Origin of the sequence: Labilibaculum manganireducens (assembly GCF_963665805.2) — a bacterium.
In the GTDB taxonomy this organism is placed as follows: Bacteria; Bacteroidota; Bacteroidia; order Bacteroidales; family Marinifilaceae; genus Labilibaculum; species Labilibaculum manganireducens.
This window is the reverse complement of sequence record NZ_CAXXEE010000003.1, coordinates 4,724,885-4,743,557: the sequence shown is the minus strand read 5'-3', so window position 1 is coordinate 4,743,557 and position 18,673 is coordinate 4,724,885. Positions and strand designations below refer to the sequence as shown.

General features: G+C 36.0%; 14 protein-coding genes. 4 read left to right on the top strand and 10 right to left on the bottom strand.

The features are described from left to right. Positions 1 to 528: 528 nt before the first annotated feature. Positions 529 to 1,281, top strand: coding sequence for a lysophospholipid acyltransferase family protein (locus ACHZAX_RS18710; protein WP_320020143.1), 753 nt, complete (start codon positions 529 to 531; stop codon positions 1,279 to 1,281). Here the strand turns inward: ACHZAX_RS18710 and ACHZAX_RS18705 are convergent. Together ACHZAX_RS18705 and buk are read right to left on the bottom strand one after the other, a co-directional pair. Then, a complete protein-coding gene (locus ACHZAX_RS18705) occupies positions 1,278 to 4,058 on the bottom strand; it encodes a PAS domain S-box protein (protein ID WP_320020142.1) in 2,781 nt (926 codons plus the stop codon). The two genes, ACHZAX_RS18710 and ACHZAX_RS18705, sit on opposite strands and share 4 nt — an antisense overlap. 160 nt (positions 4,059 to 4,218) lie before the next feature. After that, the gene (gene buk, locus ACHZAX_RS18700; protein ID WP_320020141.1) at positions 4,219 to 5,352 is read right to left on the bottom strand and encodes a butyrate kinase; all 1,134 of its coding nucleotides are present in this window, start codon (positions 5,350 to 5,352) and stop codon (positions 4,219 to 4,221) included. Between the two features lie 521 nt (positions 5,353 to 5,873). On the opposite strand from buk, the gene hemN reads away from it, so the two are divergent. Continuing rightward, entirely contained in the window at positions 5,874 to 7,238 is a 1,365-nt protein-coding gene (gene hemN / locus ACHZAX_RS18695) for an oxygen-independent coproporphyrinogen III oxidase (RefSeq protein ID WP_320020140.1), read from the top strand. A gap of 60 nt (positions 7,239 to 7,298) precedes the next feature. On the opposite strand, the gene ACHZAX_RS18690 is transcribed toward hemN, so the two are convergent. The 3 genes from ACHZAX_RS18690 to ACHZAX_RS18680 all read right to left on the bottom strand — a co-directional run bounded on the left by ACHZAX_RS18690 (position 7,299) and on the right by ACHZAX_RS18680 (position 10,793). Next, entirely contained in the window at positions 7,299 to 8,006 is a 708-nt protein-coding gene (locus tag ACHZAX_RS18690; protein WP_320020139.1) for a DUF5715 family protein, read from the bottom strand. Between the two features lie 378 nt (positions 8,007 to 8,384). Further along, positions 8,385 to 9,653 (bottom strand): pepsin/retropepsin-like aspartic protease family protein, encoded by a 1,269-nt coding sequence (locus ACHZAX_RS18685; protein ID WP_320020138.1) that lies wholly within the window; start codon positions 9,651 to 9,653, stop codon positions 8,385 to 8,387. A 204-nt stretch (positions 9,654 to 9,857) separates the two neighbouring features. Further along, positions 9,858 to 10,793, bottom strand: coding sequence for a hypothetical protein (locus ACHZAX_RS18680; RefSeq protein ID WP_320020137.1), 936 nt, complete (start codon positions 10,791 to 10,793; stop codon positions 9,858 to 9,860). Between the two features lie 420 nt (positions 10,794 to 11,213). Here ACHZAX_RS18680 and lhgO point away from each other — a divergent pair, with 420 nt between their 5' ends. Continuing rightward, complete coding sequence (gene lhgO / locus ACHZAX_RS18675; RefSeq protein ID WP_320020136.1) at positions 11,214 to 12,413, top strand: L-2-hydroxyglutarate oxidase; 1,200 nt, start codon at positions 11,214 to 11,216, stop codon at positions 12,411 to 12,413. 170 nt (positions 12,414 to 12,583) lie between these two features. On the opposite strand, the gene ACHZAX_RS18670 is transcribed toward lhgO, so the two are convergent. Continuing rightward, positions 12,584 to 13,519 carry a proline dehydrogenase family protein gene (locus ACHZAX_RS18670; protein WP_320020135.1) on the bottom strand — a complete coding sequence of 312 codons (936 nt, stop codon included), beginning with the start codon at positions 13,517 to 13,519 and terminating at the stop codon, positions 12,584 to 12,586. Positions 13,520 to 13,778: 259 nt separating this feature from the next. Here ACHZAX_RS18670 and ACHZAX_RS18665 point away from each other — a divergent pair, with 259 nt between their 5' ends. Beyond that, on the top strand, positions 13,779 to 13,916 hold the full coding sequence (locus ACHZAX_RS18665; protein ID WP_320020134.1) for a hypothetical protein: 138 nt from the start codon (positions 13,779 to 13,781) through the stop codon (positions 13,914 to 13,916). Positions 13,917 to 14,198: 282 nt separating this feature from the next. Here the strand turns inward: ACHZAX_RS18665 and fabF are convergent, their stop codons facing one another. The 4 genes from fabF to ACHZAX_RS18645 form a co-directional block, all read right to left on the bottom strand. Then, positions 14,199 to 15,419, bottom strand: a complete 1,221-nt coding sequence (gene fabF, locus ACHZAX_RS18660) for a beta-ketoacyl-ACP synthase II (RefSeq protein ID WP_462677417.1) — start codon at positions 15,417 to 15,419, stop codon at positions 14,199 to 14,201. Between the two features lie 26 nt (positions 15,420 to 15,445). Then, a complete protein-coding gene (locus tag ACHZAX_RS18655) occupies positions 15,446 to 16,000 on the bottom strand; it encodes a TetR/AcrR family transcriptional regulator (RefSeq protein WP_320020431.1) in 555 nt (184 codons plus the stop codon). A gap of 823 nt (positions 16,001 to 16,823) precedes the next feature. Beyond that, positions 16,824 to 17,531, bottom strand: a complete 708-nt coding sequence (locus tag ACHZAX_RS18650) for a T9SS type A sorting domain-containing protein (RefSeq protein ID WP_320020132.1) — start codon at positions 17,529 to 17,531, stop codon at positions 16,824 to 16,826. Beyond that, positions 17,522 to 18,619 (bottom strand): IS4 family transposase, encoded by a 1,098-nt coding sequence (locus ACHZAX_RS18645; protein ID WP_320017662.1) that lies wholly within the window; start codon positions 18,617 to 18,619, stop codon positions 17,522 to 17,524. Before ACHZAX_RS18645 ends, ACHZAX_RS18650 begins: the two co-directional genes overlap by 10 nt. Positions 18,620 to 18,673 lie beyond the last annotated feature (54 nt).

Below are 18,673 nucleotides of genomic sequence, written 5' to 3'. Positions count from 1 at the left end.
GCAGGTTATTTTAATTTTATGGTATTGCATGAGTTCCGTGTTACGGGACATTTGAAAATAGGTTTATAGGTAAAGCTTAATTTTTATGTGAAATATATCACAGATTTAATTTTCTGGAACTGGGCAGATGTAATTTTTTATGATTATGAAATTATTGTTTTTCAGAGAGCGCTATTTATATGCGTTTGCATATGCCTAAAATTCTTTAGTATCCGTTCGCCTTTTAAATTCGGACATCATGCGAAATTTTAGATTTTTGATCATTTTGATTGATATTGGCAGAATAGCGAATATAAATAGGAGGTTTAGTGCCAAACTAAAACAGGGCTGGAATTTAGTGGATTAACGAAACTGTATTTCTTAAAAAGAATGAAATAACTTAGAATTTAATACTGTTTTAGCGATTCAAGATAATAAAGCTTAATTTTGCTTCATTAAACAGTAGGCAGAATTTTTGGGTTACTAGATACATTCAAGTAATTTTGCCTGATTAATGTGTGTAATTACAATCAAACTTCGATTTTTAAAATGAATATATTGATATTTCCAATCAGATTCTTATACAAACTGTATTTCTTTCTTTATTTTGTAATAACATTATTGCTTTTTTATCCGGTATTTAAGTATTTGTTATCCAAAAAAGAACGTTTCCCAAGGGCTTTTAAGGTAATAAAAGTATATGCAAAGGTCTGGCTTTACGGATCAGGAATATTTCTTCGGGTGAAGGGAAGAGAGAATATAATTACCGGTCAGCCATTTCTAATCTGCTCCAATCACAGCTCTTTTATCGATCCTGCAACATTGTATATTATTTTCGATCAGCACTTTGTGTTTACAGGTAAAAAAGAGATTGAAAAATGGCCTTTGTTTCACATTTTTTATACTTCAGGGATGAATATTTTGGTAGACAGACACAATCGTTTGGGAGCGCTAAAAAGTTTCAAGAAAATGATGGATGTAATTGCGGAGGGCTATCCATTGGTAATTTTGCCTGAAGGAACGATTCCTCAAAATGCTCCTAATTTGGGAGAATTTAAACCTGGGGCTGTGTCCATCGCCATTCAAACGGGGATTCCGATATTGCCAATTACGCAAACTACCAATTGGAAAAGATTACAACGGGGAACTATGTTTAAAGGCAATGCGAGTCCTGGTATTGCAGAGGTAATTATTCATCCGCTAATTCCAACTACAGGATTAACCAAACAAGATGCCGAAGCATTATCGGAAAAACTTCGGAATGTAATTAATAAGCCTTTGCAGGAAAAATACGGTATTTAACCTTTAATAGGAATCGTGAAAAAGAACTGAGAACCAATACCTACTTTCGATTCTATCCATATCTTGCCACCGAGTAATTCTACGTAAGCTTTGGTTATTGATAAGCCAAGACCAGATCCTTCAATTGCTTTTGTGTTTTCATGATCTACCCGAGTGAATCGTTCAAAGATGCTTTTTTGTACGTTTTGTGGTATTCCGATTCCGGTATCTTTTACAGAGAACTCGAGTAAATCGTTCTTTTTTGTGCAGCCAAATGTAATTGAACCGTAATTTGTATATTTTATGGCATTATTAATTAAGTTGGTAAGAATGGAGGTCAACATTGTGTGATCAGTAAAGATAAGAGATTCTTGAACCGGCAGTATTGATTTGACTCTTAGCTTAATTTCTTTCTTATCAGCCTCGGGCACGAAGAAAAGCAGTTGATTTTTGAGTAATTCTGTTACATTAACTTGCGAGATGCATTTAACTATTTGATTGGTTTCAATTTTCGAAATTTCAATAATAGCATTGATTGTTGCAAGCATTCGCTCGCCGCTCTGCGATATTATTTTAATATATTTTTCGCGTTTTTCGTCACTTAATTTTGGTGTGCTTAACAAATCGGCAAACCCAAGGATGCCATTCATTGGAGTCCGGATCTCATGACTCATATTGGCTAGAAACGCGGTTTTCAATTTCTCGCTTTCTTCCGCTTTTTCTTTAGCAGCAATCAGCTCGTTTTCTATGCTTTTTTGTGCAGTTAAATCGATAAAATTTGCAAGGAAGTCATCACCCAATACAATTCCGGATATTAAAATTTGCTTTCTGCTTCCATCCTTACAGGTTATATTGTATATATCCGGAATAATGTCCGTTTCATGTTTTATTCCATAGTCAACGGCTTTTTCCCAGTTGTCCATTACCCATTCCCTGTATTTAGGATCAGGATACGCCAATTGCCACCAATCATCCAGATGAGAAATATCTTCCAGAGTATAGCCGAAAGTATTAAAAAAACGATCGTTCAGATATTTAATTTTACCGCTTGTGATGTTTACAAGACTAAGAGGTATTGGAACCCGCTGAACAAAAGTTTTAAATTGACTTTCACTCTTTCTTAATGCCTTTTGTGCTTCCTTTTGATCGGTTATGTCCCGATGAACCAATACAATGTGGGTGACTTTCTCAAATTCATTTTTTATAGGATACACACGGGTTCTTAGCCAGCGACTTTGGCTTTTATAAACAGAACCTGCTTCAATTTCTGATTTAAACTGATAATCAGGAATATCCAGTGTTTCTCCGGCATAAGCACGCTTGATATAGTTTAACATGCCTGATGAGCGAACCTGAGGACTTTTAAGAATATTAAATTTGAATAAAGTTATTTTTTTAGGGAATTGCCAAAGTTCCTCGTATGCTTTATTAACAGAAATTTGCAATCCATTTAAATCGTATACTTCCACAGTAAATGGAGATTGTTCCATTAACAGTCTGTATCTTTCTTCACTCTCTTTTAGTTCATCTTCCGCTTTTTTTCTCGAAGTAATGTCTTGAAATACACAATATGTTTTTTTAAATGTCCCATCAGGGTGACAACCTGTGCAACCCTGCAGAGAGATGTATTTGTAGTGCCCTTTTTGATGTCTGATTTTAAAATGAACATCATTCACATAACCACAAGCCTTAAATTTCGGAAAATTTGTATCAAAAACATGTTTCCAATCAGGATGAAGGAAATCACCGTAGTTCTTGCCAATTACATCTTTCTTTTTGTAGCCTAAAAACTTTAACCAGGTATTATTAACATCAACTATATTGCCATCGCTGTTTAAAGAGTGGTAGGAAAGAGGCGCATTTTCGAAAAGGGTTTTGTATTTTTTCTCACTTTGCTTTAAGTTGTGATAATAATGCAAGCGATTTATTGTATCCCCTAATCGTCTGCTGATTTCAATAAATAATTTTTTCTCAAGTTGAGTCCACTCCCGTATTTTTGTACACTGATGAACCCCCATTAAATAATTAGTGTTATTTGTAATTGTTATGGCAGTAATCATTTCCGATTTAATATGAAGCTCATCAATATAAGATTTGTTTTTTTCTGATTTAAAATAAGCTGAGGTGAAAGTATCATTGCCGGGATATTTTCTTTTTTCAAGAAGTTCTTGTCGGTAATTTTTTGCTATCTCGTTTTCATCAAATATTGAAATATATGATGCACCGGTTTTTACAATTTCAAGAGGTGGAAACTGAAAACTATTCTTTGTTTTGTCAGAAGAAATAAAAAAAGTTCGGTCTGTGTTAAATACTTCCTGCACTACATTCAGTACATCGGAAATCATTTTTTCAATATTTTCTGAAATAAGGGTAATCTGATGTATTTTCTCAAGTGTATCAATATAGGAGAAAAGATTTTGTTTCGCCTCAACATGTTCAGATATATCCCTGGAAATACCAAGTATAAGTTTGTCTCCGTTTTCATTTAACAAAGAGATACTAACTTCAACCGGAAATGTTGAACCATCTTTTCGTTTGTGAGAAGTAGTTAGTTTGCAGTGTTTTTCACGATCTGGGATTGAGAAAAATTCGAGAAGGTTTTCTTTGGTTTTGTGCTCAGCATCAACATCATATAAAGATAGAGCAAGAAGCTCTTCTCTTGTGTATCCCAAATTAGCACAAGCCTGTTTGTTTACCTCAACCAACTTTCCATCAAGATTGAACAAATACATTGCGTCTCCTGAATTAAGGACTAAGGATCGGTATAAATTGGCGTGCTTTTGGTTGGGGATGGTCATTGCACAATTATTTTGGTTGAATCCTTACTAATATACAAAAAATACCCTGCTAATCTGTTGCCTTCCAGCTTATTTAATTGCATTCAATGCAATTGACTTTTTGTTATGCAGAGCTGATCATACATAAAAGAAGCCTATTAAGTAAAGCGACATTGCGGTATTAATATTTCAAGGCTAACTCTATTCCGTCGATTACCCGAAAAGCACCTTCGGCCAGAGCTTCCATTTCGTTTTCTCCCGGATAAACAAAGAAATTAGTAAGGTCTGAAACATATTCTTTTAAATCAGAAATAAAGCGCTCCGAATAGGCTATCCCACCAGTTATGATAACTCCATTCGCTTTGCATTTTAGAGCAACATGGTAAGCACCAATCTCTTTGGCTATTTGATAAACAAAAGCATCGTAAACCAGTTGTGCTTTTTCATTGCCTTCATCAATTAATTTGAAAACATCACGTAAATCATCAACACCTAAGTAAGCTTTTAGTCCACTATTTTTACTTAGCAGTGTTTCAACATCTTTTCGAGGCATGGAGTAACACAAATCCATTACACCACGAGTAGGCAAAGCTCCGGCCCGGTTAGGCGAAAAAGGCCCCATTCCCATCAAGGCATCGTTTACATCTACAATTTTGCCGCCGTCAACTGCTGCAATGGAAATTCCGCCACCCAAATGAGCAATTACATATTTGGCCTTTTCGAAAGGGATATTTTGTTGTTTTGCAATTTTGCGGGCAGTCATTTTCATATTTAAAGGATGCCCTCTTCGGTTTCGTTCAATGCCCGGTACACCTGATATACGTGCTTTTTCCCAGATGTTGCCGGCAGAAACAGGATCAACAGTAAAACTCTCATCAAGATTAAAATGTTTAGCCAGTTTATTGGCAAGCATACTTCCCAAATTCGAGGCATGATCGCCATAACTACCTGTTCTTGCGTCTTCAAGGAACTTGTTGCTGATTTTGTAAGTGCCGCCTTCAAGAGGTTTTACAATGCCGCCCCGACCTACTATGCCAATCACAATTGCATCCTTTTCTGATAACATTTGATCCAATCCGGCTTCTACCATTTGGTAGCGGTATTCAAACTGATCGGTAACTTTATGAAATTGATCGAGCTCCTTTTGCGAATGGCGGATAATATGTTCATTAACAAGCTCTGATCTGTTGTATAATGCGATTTTAGTAGATGTTGATCCCGGGTTGATTACGATGACAATTTCCTTTGGATTCATAGAGTAGGAGAGTTGAGTGTAAGATGTAATTACTGAAAGTACGAAAAGAAACTTAATCATGAAATCATGCAAAGTATTTTTCGGAACTTAAATTGTAGTCAATAAGCTTATTTTGCCTTAAATTCGTTTTTTTTACCTTCATCCAATCCTCAGTAGTCAAAAAACTTTCGTCCATATTCTGTATCATATTTTTGAATTTTGTGCATAAGGGCAATGATACAGTTTCACGATTTGGCAACTATTTCCTGATCCTGAACCTTTTCATTGCTGTACCAAAAGCAGATAGGCATTTCGGTTTCGCTTCCGAAATATTTCGCCTATTTTTCGGTAAATTCTTCTTGAAGTTCTTTTTTCATTGCTTTAGCAGATTGGTTTTTATACAAAAATCAGACTTGTTTGATGGAATGGCAACTGAAATCAATGGATTTTTTAAGGATAAATGCTTCCATATCCGAAACACGATAAAAATCGATCAACTCGCATAATTACAAAGCTTTCATGCATTTGTAAAGGCCTTCGGGAGCGTTATCTTATAAAAAAAGATATATTTGTATGGTATTAATCCGAAAGATGGTTTAGTTATGGACAGAGAATTATTAATTGAAAAATATAATGTGCCGGTGCCTCGGTACACAAGTTACCCTACTGTTCCTTTTTGGGGAGATCAGCGCCCGGAAGCGGGAGATTGGCTAAAAGTTGTGAAAAGGACTTTTGATGAGTCGAATGCTTCGAAAGGAATTAGTATTTACGTTCATTTGCCTTACTGTGAAAAGCTTTGTACTTATTGTGCCTGCACAAAAGTGATTACCCGTAATCACGGGGTAGAAGATCAATACATAGATGCTTTATTGAAGGAATGGCAAATTTATCTGAATACTTTTCAGGAGCAGCCAATTATTCGCGAGCTTCATTTGGGAGGTGGGACGCCAACTTTTTTCAATCCTGAAAATCTGCAAAAGTTAATTATTGGCCTGAAAAAGAATGCAAAACTACATCCTGAACATGAATTTAGCTTTGAGGGGCATCCGAATAATACCACTCGTGAGCATTTGCAGGCTTTGTATGATGTTGGATTTCGAAGAGTGAGCTTTGGGGTTCAGGATTTCGATCCCGAGGTACAACGGGTAATTAATCGCCCGCAAAGTTTCGAAACCGTTAAGGAAGTAACTTTAGCTGCACGCGAGATAGGATATCATTCGGTAAACTTCGATTTAATTTACGGACTGCCTAAGCAGAAATTGACTTCGGTGAGTGATACTTTTGAGAAGGTAGCGGAGCTGAAGCCCGATCGGATTGCTTACTATTCATACGCTCATGTGCCATGGAAAACAAAAGGACAGCGTATTTTTACCGATGCCGATATTCCGGATAGTGCCGAAAAACGTGCTTTGTACGATTTGGGAAATGAGAAACTGGCTGAACTGGGTTACAGCGATGTGGGAATGGATCATTTTTCATTGCCTCACGACGAATTGTATATTGCCCGCGAAGCCAAGCGATTGCACCGTAATTTTATGGGATACAATACTTCGCACACCGAGTTGCTGATTGGTTTGGGAGCTTCTTCCATATCAGATGCTAAATATGCCTATGCACAAAATGTAAAGCTGATTAAGGCTTACGAAGAGGCTTCTGTGAAGAATGAGCTTGATTTGGAAAAGGGATACTTCTTAAGCGATGAGGATGTGATTGTAAAGCGTGCAATATTGGATATTACCTGTCGTCGCGAATTGTTTTTTACAGATGATTTAAAAGCTTATTTGCCCGCAAGTATTAATGAAGAACTGCAGGTTTTAGCCGATGAGGGAATTATTATCTGGAACGATGAGAAATTAGTAGTTACGGATTTAGGGATGATTTTTTTGAGAAATATTGCCAGGCTCTTCGATAACAAACTGCGTGCTGCCAAAAGTGGCGGAGACAACATGTTTTCGAAGTCGATATAGAATAGGAATAGAATAAAAAAATCCGGTACTCATTTCTGACTACCGGATTTTTTTATGGGTTTACTTTACCGTGATATGAATGCACTTTGTTTGACCTTCCAAAAGAACGTAGCATTTACCTTCATCCTGCATTTTAATTAATACACGCAGTAATACATTTCGAAGGCGGTAGGAATAAACGGGTTTACTATTCCCTCTCTCAAAAAAACGTGTTTGTGAAATATCAAAGGTTCGGCCGTAATAATGCGATGATTTATTTGGCGTAGCATTTACATTGCTTCTACGCAGCGATTTTTGATCTGCAAGGGTGCGTAATATGGAGGTAACCGAAAACCGGTATTTTCTCATTCCCAATTCTTCGAGTTGGCCGCAAAACCTTTTGCCAAGCAGGTCTAAGAATTCCACGGCAGGTTCCTGCAGGTAAGGTAGTGAATTAGTTAAATGGGGTATTTCATAGAATTCGTTATCGTTTATTTTTTCGAGATCATATCGATCCCCAAAATCGTCAGGGTTTTCTTTGTATTCGGCTTTCGAAATTAAAGGTTTTTCCAATCCCTTTTCCTGAGCCAGATCAAGATGGTATGTATTGTTATAGCGACGCAAGGCTCTGCTTTCATTTTTTGTTAGCACTGGAACAGATACCTGAGCCTCCGTTTTGCCTTTAGGGCTTAAGCTTTTGGCAATAAACAGTAACAATATAATGCCTGTCGCCAGCACAGCAAGCAGCAGTGCTTTAGGAACTTTAGGTTTTAATTTTCTTTTAGTCATCTCTTGGTTTTACGCTCACAAAGCTAAAAAAAACAAACTTTATTTAATTTACGGACTGTCCTTTATTTTGTTTTATAAGTACCATAAGCCGACTATTTTTTTAATGAAGGTTTATGTGTTTAACTTTTAATGTTTAGGGAAAAGGACAGTTTTCAGGAGTTGCACTTGTTGTGGATAGTTCCTTTTGGGAACTACTATTACTCTTGAAAGATTGAATAAACGCGATTATGAATCTACGCCTGACATTTACAAACAAATCACGCCTGTTAGACGTGATTCTTTATTCCCCTGGGCTAACGAACCGATCAGTACGTTACTCTTACGCTGGTTGATGTGAGAGCTTTTCCGATAGACTATAACCTAATGGCTTAGCGGTACTTATTCAAATCTGATAAGCATCTTGTCAAAATTAATAATCATTGTGTCAAATTTTTGAATCAAGTCCTGTCCAATATTTCCATAAACAGTTTCATTTTCTTTTATCATTTCTTTTAACAAATTTATATTCTCAAGTTTTACTTGCTCTCCTCCAATATTTAAGGTGTAATCAATACTGTACCCGTCAAATTCCTTTCTTCCGCCTGCACCTCCAAAACTGATTTTTTCAGGTTGGTAATTTTCATCTATTTCCTTTTGATTCTCCGTATAAAATCTTTGATATAAAATGGTTTGGTCAGCACCTGTATCAAAGGTAAAATGTTTGTCGTTGATATAGATTAATGGATTTAATCCTTTCATTGCCATATTAGAACATTCTGAAGATGTGGACTCTACAAGTGGAACGATAAAGTCGCCCTTTGGGGTTATCCTGATTTCCTTTAGAGCTTCAATCACAGGAAAACCCAATATACCATATATCTGATAATTAATTTTTGGGAAAGAAAGTGCTTCATCTGGTAAAACCAGAAAAATTACATTAAATAGGTCAATATTTCCCATGCTTAACTTGTTACATATGGCTAGCTTTGCCAAAACTTCATCTCCTGTGATTGTCCCGACTTTTATATCAACAGGAATTATATTCATATTTAGCTGTTTTGCAATCGACAGAGATGTGGTTGATAAATTAGCTCCTGTATCAAAAATAAAATTAAGAGAATCGTTATCAGCAAACATTTTTAACGTATTCAAGCCTGCAATATCTTTCTCCATTTTAATGTTTGTCATTTTTTTAACATCAACTTTTTGTACGGGAGCGTTTTCTAGTGCAGTCCATATTTTAAGACTATTTTCATAGTCGTCTGTTTTCTCATTGTCTAAATACTTTTTATATTCATTCAATATGGTTAGAACCGTATTTCTTGCTTCCTTATAATTATATAGTTTCAAGGCATTGTCGTACTTTGTTTCGTACAATTTAAATTGAAGTGAATCTGGAATAGAATTCTCAATTTTTATTAAATCGTCAATAGTTTGTTCTGATGCTCCAAGTTTGTTAAAAGCGTTGTCTAAAACTGCTGTTATAAATTTTTGATAAGGCTTTGACAAAGCATTTTTGTTTAATTCAAACTGTTTTTTGGCTTTGAAAAAATTATTTTGCTCAGTTAATTCATAAATCTCATTAAATACAGTTTCATTATTTCTAACACAAGCATTTAAGCTCAATAAAATCCATAATAGGATTGAGATTTCTTTTAATTGTTTCATTTCGTCATTTTATTTGTTATCCCAATTTATTTTATCATTGGACATTGGATTATCAGTTGACCTAATATTGAATTGACTGCATAATAAGAGCCGTATGAATTGAGAGATTTGCTGCCTGTCCCGATTTTTTTCGGGATACGGTTCTGTGAGAAGTTAGGGGTGAAATTCCCCTAGCTTACTCGACTATGTGTAGAACTTCATTTTTCACAAGTCATTTCCTTTAAAAATAATATCATCTATTATATTATCATCTGGTCCTATAATTATACTTAGATCTTTACCAAATGATATAAGTTTACCATTGTCCGTCTTCTTTTCTGTAATAATTGGTAAAGTTTCTTCCAAGTTTACATCTTGGCTAAAAATATCCCAGTAACTATCAAAAACCTCTTTAGACCATTTTTTATGAACAAGGAAATATGGTCTATTAATGTGTTTATAATTAAAAAAGTTTTGTGGGATGACAATGAAACCATCATGTTCTTCTGGGTCAACAAAAGTCATACTTATCGGAACATGGGGTTTAGTCAACACCTTAAAATTTGGACACTTACTTTGAAGTTCATAGAGATTACTAGTCGCTTTAATTAGTTGATTAAAATATTCATTTTGCTTTAGTTTTTCTTTGTCAAAAGCTTTATAATTCTTTAAATAATTGAAATTAGGAGCATTAACCGTAAGCCATGCTATAGATGTTTCAATAAATCTCACATCGTCCATCAGCATGATAACTTCAACTTCTTTACTTTGGAGTTCTTTTATTGATTCTGTAAACTCATTAATCTTTTTAATTGAAAGATAGTAATGGTTTTGACCACATAAAATAATTTGTTTATTTGCTTTTTTTGCTAAGTGCCAGTAATCGTATTTACTCTTTCCAATATTTATTCCTGAATTTATAGGAGTCTTGAAGAAGTTATGTCCATTAAATCTTTCAAGTATAATCGTTATAGATATAGAAATGAACGCATAAAGAGCCCCAATCCTAAAATCAAACCGTTTAAGTTCTTCCCAATACTGCTCAAATCTATAATTTCCATTAGAAATCATCTGTTCTAATATTTTTATTGAAGGAAGAATTATTGATAGCGCAATTATCAACAATATGTAGACAAATATTTTTTTCGATAAATACTTCATTATTGTTATTTCCTTTTTTGTTTTACACACAACGGCTCAAATATGGGGTGTTTGGCATTTCAAAGCTCCATAGTATCAAACCGCTATATGTTTTATTAAATGTATTCATTTTCAAATTTAGCACTATCCGCCAAATGACCTATATTTATTGTGTGTGCCTTGAATGATAAATTTAATAAAAGTTCTTTTATAATGTTAAGTTTTGTAAAAGAAAGTCCGGAGGGTGCAAGTCCCTTATCCACTGGGGTGACTCCCGGAAGCATTAGCTATCGGAAGCTTTTAACCCGGACTTAGCTTCAATTCACCGGGAAAATAATCCCATGGGTTGCTTCTGTTGATTTTCTTTGCAAAAATTGTTTCGCGAACTGTCAGGATTGACTTAACTTGATGGAATCATTCGCGAATCGAAAAAAACTTGTCATGAAAGAACCCATTGTTTGCGACTACCTGATCATAGGTGCCGGAATCGTCGGATTAAGCCTGGCTTACGAGCTAACAAACCGCTTTCCCAAAAAACACATTGTCCTCATCGAGAAGGAAGACCGGGTGGCCTGCCATGCAAGTGGACGCAACAGCGGGGTGTTGCATGCCGGGTTCTACTACTCTTCCGATTCCCTGAAAGCCCGCCTGTGCGTGGAGGGCAATCGCCTGATGAAGGAATTTTGCAGGGAGCATGAGATTGCTGTGAAACTCTGCGGAAAAGTTGTGGTTGTGGCAAATGAGGCTGAACTGGAAGGTTTGCGCGAGCTGGAGCGGCGCGGAAAAAGAAATGGTGTGGAGGTCAGCTTGATCGGTACCGATGAACTTGCACGCATTGAGCCCAATGCAAAAACGCACAAACAAGCACTCTATTCGCCCTCCACCGCGAGCGTTGATCCGGCTTTGGTGTGCGAAAAGCTGAGCGAGGTGCTGCAGAAGAAAGGGGTGCGCATTCATTTTGCTGTGCGATACCTGAGGCGCAAAGGCGATTTGATCCTTACCAATCGTTCGGCCTACCAGGCGAAACGACTCATCAACGCAGCGGGTTTGTATGCCGATAAAATTGCCCGCGATTTTGGCTTTTCAAAACATCGGGTGATCATCCCATTTAAGGGAATTTATCTGCAATACAACGGAAACGATTTGCCCTGCCAAACTCACATCTATCCGGTACCAAATCTACTGAATCCCTTTTTGGGAGTACACTACACCCTTAGCGTACACAACCGGGTGAATTTGGGTCCAACTTCCATCCCAGCCTTTTGGAGGGAAAACTACAGCGGTTTCGAAGGTTTCAAATGGGGAGAGTTCCTGCAAATACTTTACTACGAAGCCAAATTGTTCCTGTTCAATTCGTTCAATTTCAGAAAACTGGCCATCCACGAAATCAGAAAATACAACCGAAAGCATTTCGTTGGTCTGGCCAAAGATCTCACGCACAACTGCAAAGCAAATGCTTTCAACGAATGGCTGGCTCCAGGCATCAGGGCTCAACTGCTGAACACCGAAACCCTGAAACTGGAGATGGATTTTCTGCTCGAAGGTGATGAACATTCACTGCACATTCTGAATGCGGTTTCGCCCGCTTTTACCTGTAGTTTTGCCTTTGCCCGTTACATCATCAGCGAAAAACTGGCGTAAAAAAATGAGGCTGTCCAAAGAGTAAAATTCATGGTCATTTTGAGCTTGCCGAAAAATCTTTATTCCTTGAACAACAGATGTTTCGGTTTCATTATTATTTTTTGTGTGTTTTCGTCTTCCGTACTCGCTCGAATACCTCTTTTTCCCCTGGCTTACTCGACTGGTATCGTTTATTCAACGATATCAGTAAGTGCTCTAAATATATTTAGAGGATATTCAGCTATTCTATTGCATAAGTATAAATACCATTCATGACCATATACAAAATACAATTTCGTCATATAGCCCTCTTTTTTCAATTTGACAAGTTGTTCTGTTTGGATTCCATACAGACTCTCAAATTCATATAATTCGTTATCTGGATTATACTTATCTATCAATATTTTTGCTTCTTGTTGGATTTCGTGATGATGCGTAGCTATAGAGCATTTATGGTTCTTAGATAAAAGCTGGTCAACATAGTCCAAATATCTGTCATCTAGCTTTTTTCCTCTTGGAATCGAATGTCCTTCCGGAGTATAGAAGGCACCTTTGACGATTCTAATCCGTCCGTCCTCTCGGATTAAGTCTTGAAAATCATCTTTTGATCTGTATAAATAAGCTTGTAGTGTAATCGCTAAATTAGGGTGCTTTTTGGAAGCTTTTTTATAAGTTTCTATCACCATATCAGTTCTTTCAACCCCTTCTGCACTGATAATAATTTCGATATCATTCTGAGCAGCTTCGCATATTTGGTACAATTTATTTAGACAAAGATCTGATGAAATAGCTAAACCAATATGTGATAAATCTAAGGAGATTGTTGAATTCAGATTTTGCGTTCTAATTCCTTGCACAATTCTTATAAACTCTTGAGTAGCTTGATTAACTTCATCTTCTGTTTTAATATTCTCTCCCATAAATTCTATGGAACACTTGAATCCATTGTTATTTTCTTTTAAAACTTTTGGAATCGTTTCTTCCAATGTTTCACCACCTATATATCGATTTGCCGCTTTTCTCAAAATTTGATATAAGGGTTTGTTGTTCAAAAGATACTCTTTTGCATTCTTATCAAGAGCTATTTTTTTTAAAGCACCAGATCCCATTAATAATAATTCGTCCATAAACTTTCCTTTCAATAATGCCTAACGTTGATAATAAGAGGCGTGGGCTGATTTGAAAAACCAAACCTCTAAAATTCCACTTAGCCGAAGCTTTTGTTTTGGTTATAATTTATTCTTTTCACAAACCGATACAAAAGTTTCGGCAATTTTATTTAATGTGCTAAACTCCCGAATTCATGCTGACAGCCTATGCCCTTTATTTTTTGTGTGTGCCTTGAATGATAAATTTAGTAAAAGTTCTTTTATGTAGTTAATTTTTATGAAAGAAAGCCCAGAGGGTGCAAGTCCCTTATGCACTGAGTTGACTCCTGAAAGCATTAGTCCCGAGGCCTCGAGCAGGTGGTTGGGCTACGGCGAAGCCACCATGAACGCCAGAAAGAACACACATGGTGAATAAAGTCTAATTCTGAGAACAACCATTGGCCTTAAACGTTTGGAAAAACGCGGTTATGAATCGATGCTCGACATTGACAAACAAATCACGCCAAATAGATGTGATTCTTTATTTCCCATAACTTAATCCCGATTCTTCGGAAACGTATACGTACGGCGAAGTCTTAATGAATACCTTATTGCGAAATTATGTTATGAGTAAACCCGCTTGGTTTATGCTGAGCTTGCGAAGTATCTGGTGTGAGAGGCACAGTGGCGGTCAATAGACCGTCACCTTGCTGCCTTTTTATTCAGAGTACTTTTTAAAAATTGTTGTAGCTATATGTCCACCAAATCCAAAGGTGTTACTCATAGCATAATTTATTTGTCTTTTTTGTGCCGATCCTAATGTTAGATTAAAACTATCTTTAAATTCAGGTTCGATGTCGACTGCATTAATTGTTGGCGGAACAACATTGTTTTGAATAGCCTTTATGCAGGTAATCGCTTCTACGGCTCCCGCCGCTCCCAGTAAATGTCCTGTCATTGACTTAGTTGCACTAATATTTAGCTTACTTTGTCTCCCAAAAACTCTTTCTACTGCTTTCATTTCACTCATGTCGCCTGACGGTGTAGATGTGGCGTGAGCATTCAAATAGTCAATGTATTCGGCAGGAATATATGCATCTTTCAAAGCCGCAAGCATTCCCAAATATGCGCCTTCTCCTTCTGGGTGTGTACTTGTCAAATGATATGCGTCTGCAGCCATACCACCACCAACTATTTCTGCAATAATAGTTGCACCCCGTTTTTTTGCGCTTTCCAAATCTTCTAAAATAATTGCTCCCGCACCTTCGCCCATTACAAAACCGTCCCTATTTATATCAAAAGGTCTTGAAGCTATTTGAGGGATTTCATTGAGTGTTGATAATGCTTTAGATGCATTAAAACCACCAACACTACTTTCTGTTATTGGTGCTTCTGAACCACCTGTGATTATCATATCTGCTTTGCCCCACCTGATGTAATTAAAAGCGTCAATTATTGCAGTATTGGAAGTAGCGCAAGCCGAAACAGTTGTAAAATTTATACCCCGAAGTCCGTATCTTATTGAAATAATACCAGAAGCGATATCTACAATCATTTTGGGAATAAAGAAAGGATTAAACCGTGGTGTACCGTCTCCTTGTACAAATTCGGTTACTTGTTGTTGAAATGTACCAATACCACCGTTTCCCGAGCCCCAAATAACACCAATTCGGTTTTTGTTCAAGATGTCGAAATTTATATTGCTGTTTTTTATGGCTTCTTCTACGGCAATCAATGCATATTGTGTAAACAGGTCATATTTACGTGCTTCTGCTTTTGGAATAAAATCTAAAGGATCAAAGTTTTTGAGCTCGCAGGCAAATTTTGTTTTGAATTTTGATGTGTCAAATTTTGTAATGGGTGCTGCTCCGCTCACTCCATTGACAAGCGATTGCCAAAAATCATCTAAGTTGTTGCCTATAGGAGTTAAAGCTCCCATTCCAGTTATAACTACTCTCTTCATATCTATTTTCTTAACAAATCGTTTTTAATTGCTGTTTTCACAACTTCAAAATTATTGTCATTTGTAAGTCGTGTAAGTTGTACAATGGCAAGCATATTGGAAATAATCACCAATGCTTTATTTCTCGGTTCTCCTTCAAATACAAAGAAATTTTCATTTCTTCCATCTACTAAAAATCCGCTTACCCAATCCAACATCAACGCTGTAAATTCTTTTAATTTATCTTGTACTTTACAGTCTAATGTGTTGAAATCGGTTGCCAATGAGCCGATTAAACACACTTTTTTTTCTTTTTGTATGTTAGAATAAATGGAAAAGAATTTGTCGAGTTTTTCTATCGGAGATTTTCGTCTAAGGCTTTCATTTAATCCATTGAGATTTGCAATGTACAGCTCAATTACCGCAACTCCTAAATCTGATTTTGTTGGAAAATGGTAATGAATAGAAGCGGTTTTTATTCCGACTTTATCTGAAATTTCATAGAAGCTAAAAGCATTGTAGCCTTTTTGTTTTATTAAGCTATCTGCAAGCTGGATAATTTCTTCTCGTTTTGACATTATCAATTGTGTTTTGTTTGCAAATATACTTACCTATTAATTGATAGGCAAATTTTCAAACGGAAAAATAAATTTTGTTTTTCTCGAATACGTTTTAAAGCTACAGGTAACGTTTGACAATATGGCCGGTAAGGGATTGCGGGCGATTTCCTATCACGGACACTAAAGGACGAAGCGGGCTACAAGCCTTCGAATTCCACTGAAACCCTTATGAATTATACACATTGTGTGTGCCCTGCATGAGCATGACCACACCCACAGAAAGGTCGTTAAAATGTTAAATATACAAATTTAGCATAAACAAAGATTATTTGATGGGCGATTTTTTTCCCAGAGGGTGCAAGTCCCTTATGCATTGGGGTGACTCTCAGAAGCATTAGTAAGTCACAAGCTGGTTTATGTTATCCCAATCTATTTTATCATTGGGCATTAGGCTATCAGTTAACCTAAAATTGAATTGACTGCATAATAAGAGCCGCAGGAATTGAGAGATTTGCGGCCTGTCCCGATTTTTTTCAGGATACGGTTCTGTGAGAAGTCAGGGGTGAATTGAAAATCGACGAAGTCAAATTCCCCTGGCTTACTCGACTGTGCTTTCGTGCTATATTATCTCGATCTCTTGCAAATATAAGATTGATAAATTTATAGAGATTCTTGGTTGGTGAATTGCAATAGTGACTTTCATTTTTGCTTTATTAAAAGCACTGTGGCTAATTTTACTTCCACTGTTTTTTGTGTTATATGGCTGTCAACCTGCTACAATTAATAGGTATAAGTGGTAGAAGCTGATATAGGACAAGCAGTAATAGTTGCTAAAAAAGGCTTATTCTTTGATTAACTTGCCTACGTTTTCATATTGATCAAACTTAATGCGATAAATATAAACCCCTTTTATTAATGCTCTTATATCTATACTTTCATCTTTATTTATGGTCGACGAGATTATTTTTTTTCCGTTAATATCATATAATTCAAACAATGCCTGGATAAATTCACTTGGGTAATTTATGTGTATGCTTTCCTTAGCTGGATTCGGATATATGCTTATGTTTTCCGATAAAATGTCATGACTTTCGATTCCTGTTACAACTATTGGGGAATAATAAAATTCCATCTCTCTGTATTGTTCTTCTTGTTTTGTATCATAATTGTATTGGCTTAGGCTTGTATTTAAAAGCTTATGATGAAACTTTAACTCCTGATGATTGAAATAATTAGGCAATAAAATATCACTAAACATTAAAGAAAAATCGAATTCATATGTTTCCCACATAATCTCATGTTGAAGAAAGCCATCCTCCTTACGAGGTTTAATAACCACATTAGCATATTTTTTCAAATAATCATCGTCATCATAACTATACCCCTTTCTATTTGTCAATTTCCAATTATCTTCACTTGAAATGTCCCATTCGTAGCTTGATAAATTGATTAAGCGCCATTGCAAATCATATAAGTACCATTTTTTTTTGCTCGGTATCCACTGATTTGCATTGCTATCCCAATTTGAATAAAAAATATCTAAGTACATGACAAAAACTTGAACACATTTATATTGTTCTGATTTTCTGAATTTAACAAGACGTTTGCAATATAAGATAATCCACATTTGAATATACTTTTAGCTTTTCGTCCATGTTTTTTTATTTTAATTTTCTTCACATTTTCATGTATGAATATTCCGATTTTATAACACCAGACGAAAGCTATCATAACAAGAAGAGTCAGTTTCTCAATTCGATCAATGGCTTGTAAATGTGTTTTCTCAATGTCAAAGCCACTTGATTTCATTGCTCTGAAGCAAGTTTCTATTTGCCAACGCTCTTTATAATTTATTTGAGCCTGCTCTGGTTTATTGAACGATACGATCATCAATAATTCTTCATCTTTTTTTTTGCCTTTTTGTTTACATCCAGAGATATAGCAAAGCTGTGATCCCATTCTAACAATTCGTTTATAATGAACAAACTCCCCAAACTTAAGCGATTTAAACAACCATGCTGCTTTAATTTCCTCATTTTTATGAGGCACGTAAATTTTGAAATTATTCCTGATTCGGATATAATATCGAATACGATTTTCATTTAGATATTCGATCCATTTATCTCCAACAAATTCACGGTCAGCCATCAAACAGTCAATACATTCCGTTCCGAAAAGCCGTATGAATCGGTTCACTAAATCAATTCTCTCCCGGCAATTGGAATTGCCACGTTTATCCAGCATAGAAAACAGCAGAGGGAAAGCCACTCCTTTATAAGTTACACCAAGCATGAAGATATTGATATTAGTTTTCCCAAATTTCCAATTTGTTCTGTCAATACTAAGTCTCAAGTTTTCTTTTTGGGGTAATAATCCAAAAATGAGTTTTGCAACCAAATCAGAATCTAACATGAACTGCGCGATAAAACGTTGAACACGCCTTAAACATGATTCTGCCTGAGCCTTACTATCAAATGCGTTAGCTAATTTTTCGAAACCTACAGTCTGGACTTTGCATAGGGCAAACACAAACATGGAAATAAATTTCAGACGTGATAAATTAACTTTTCCTTCAAAATGGGTATTCAATATTGATATGAATTCCTTACTTTTATTCTCGACGTTGATTTTCTTCATTAGAAAAATGAGTGGTATTATTCTTCTAAGATAATGAAAATCAACGTCTTATCT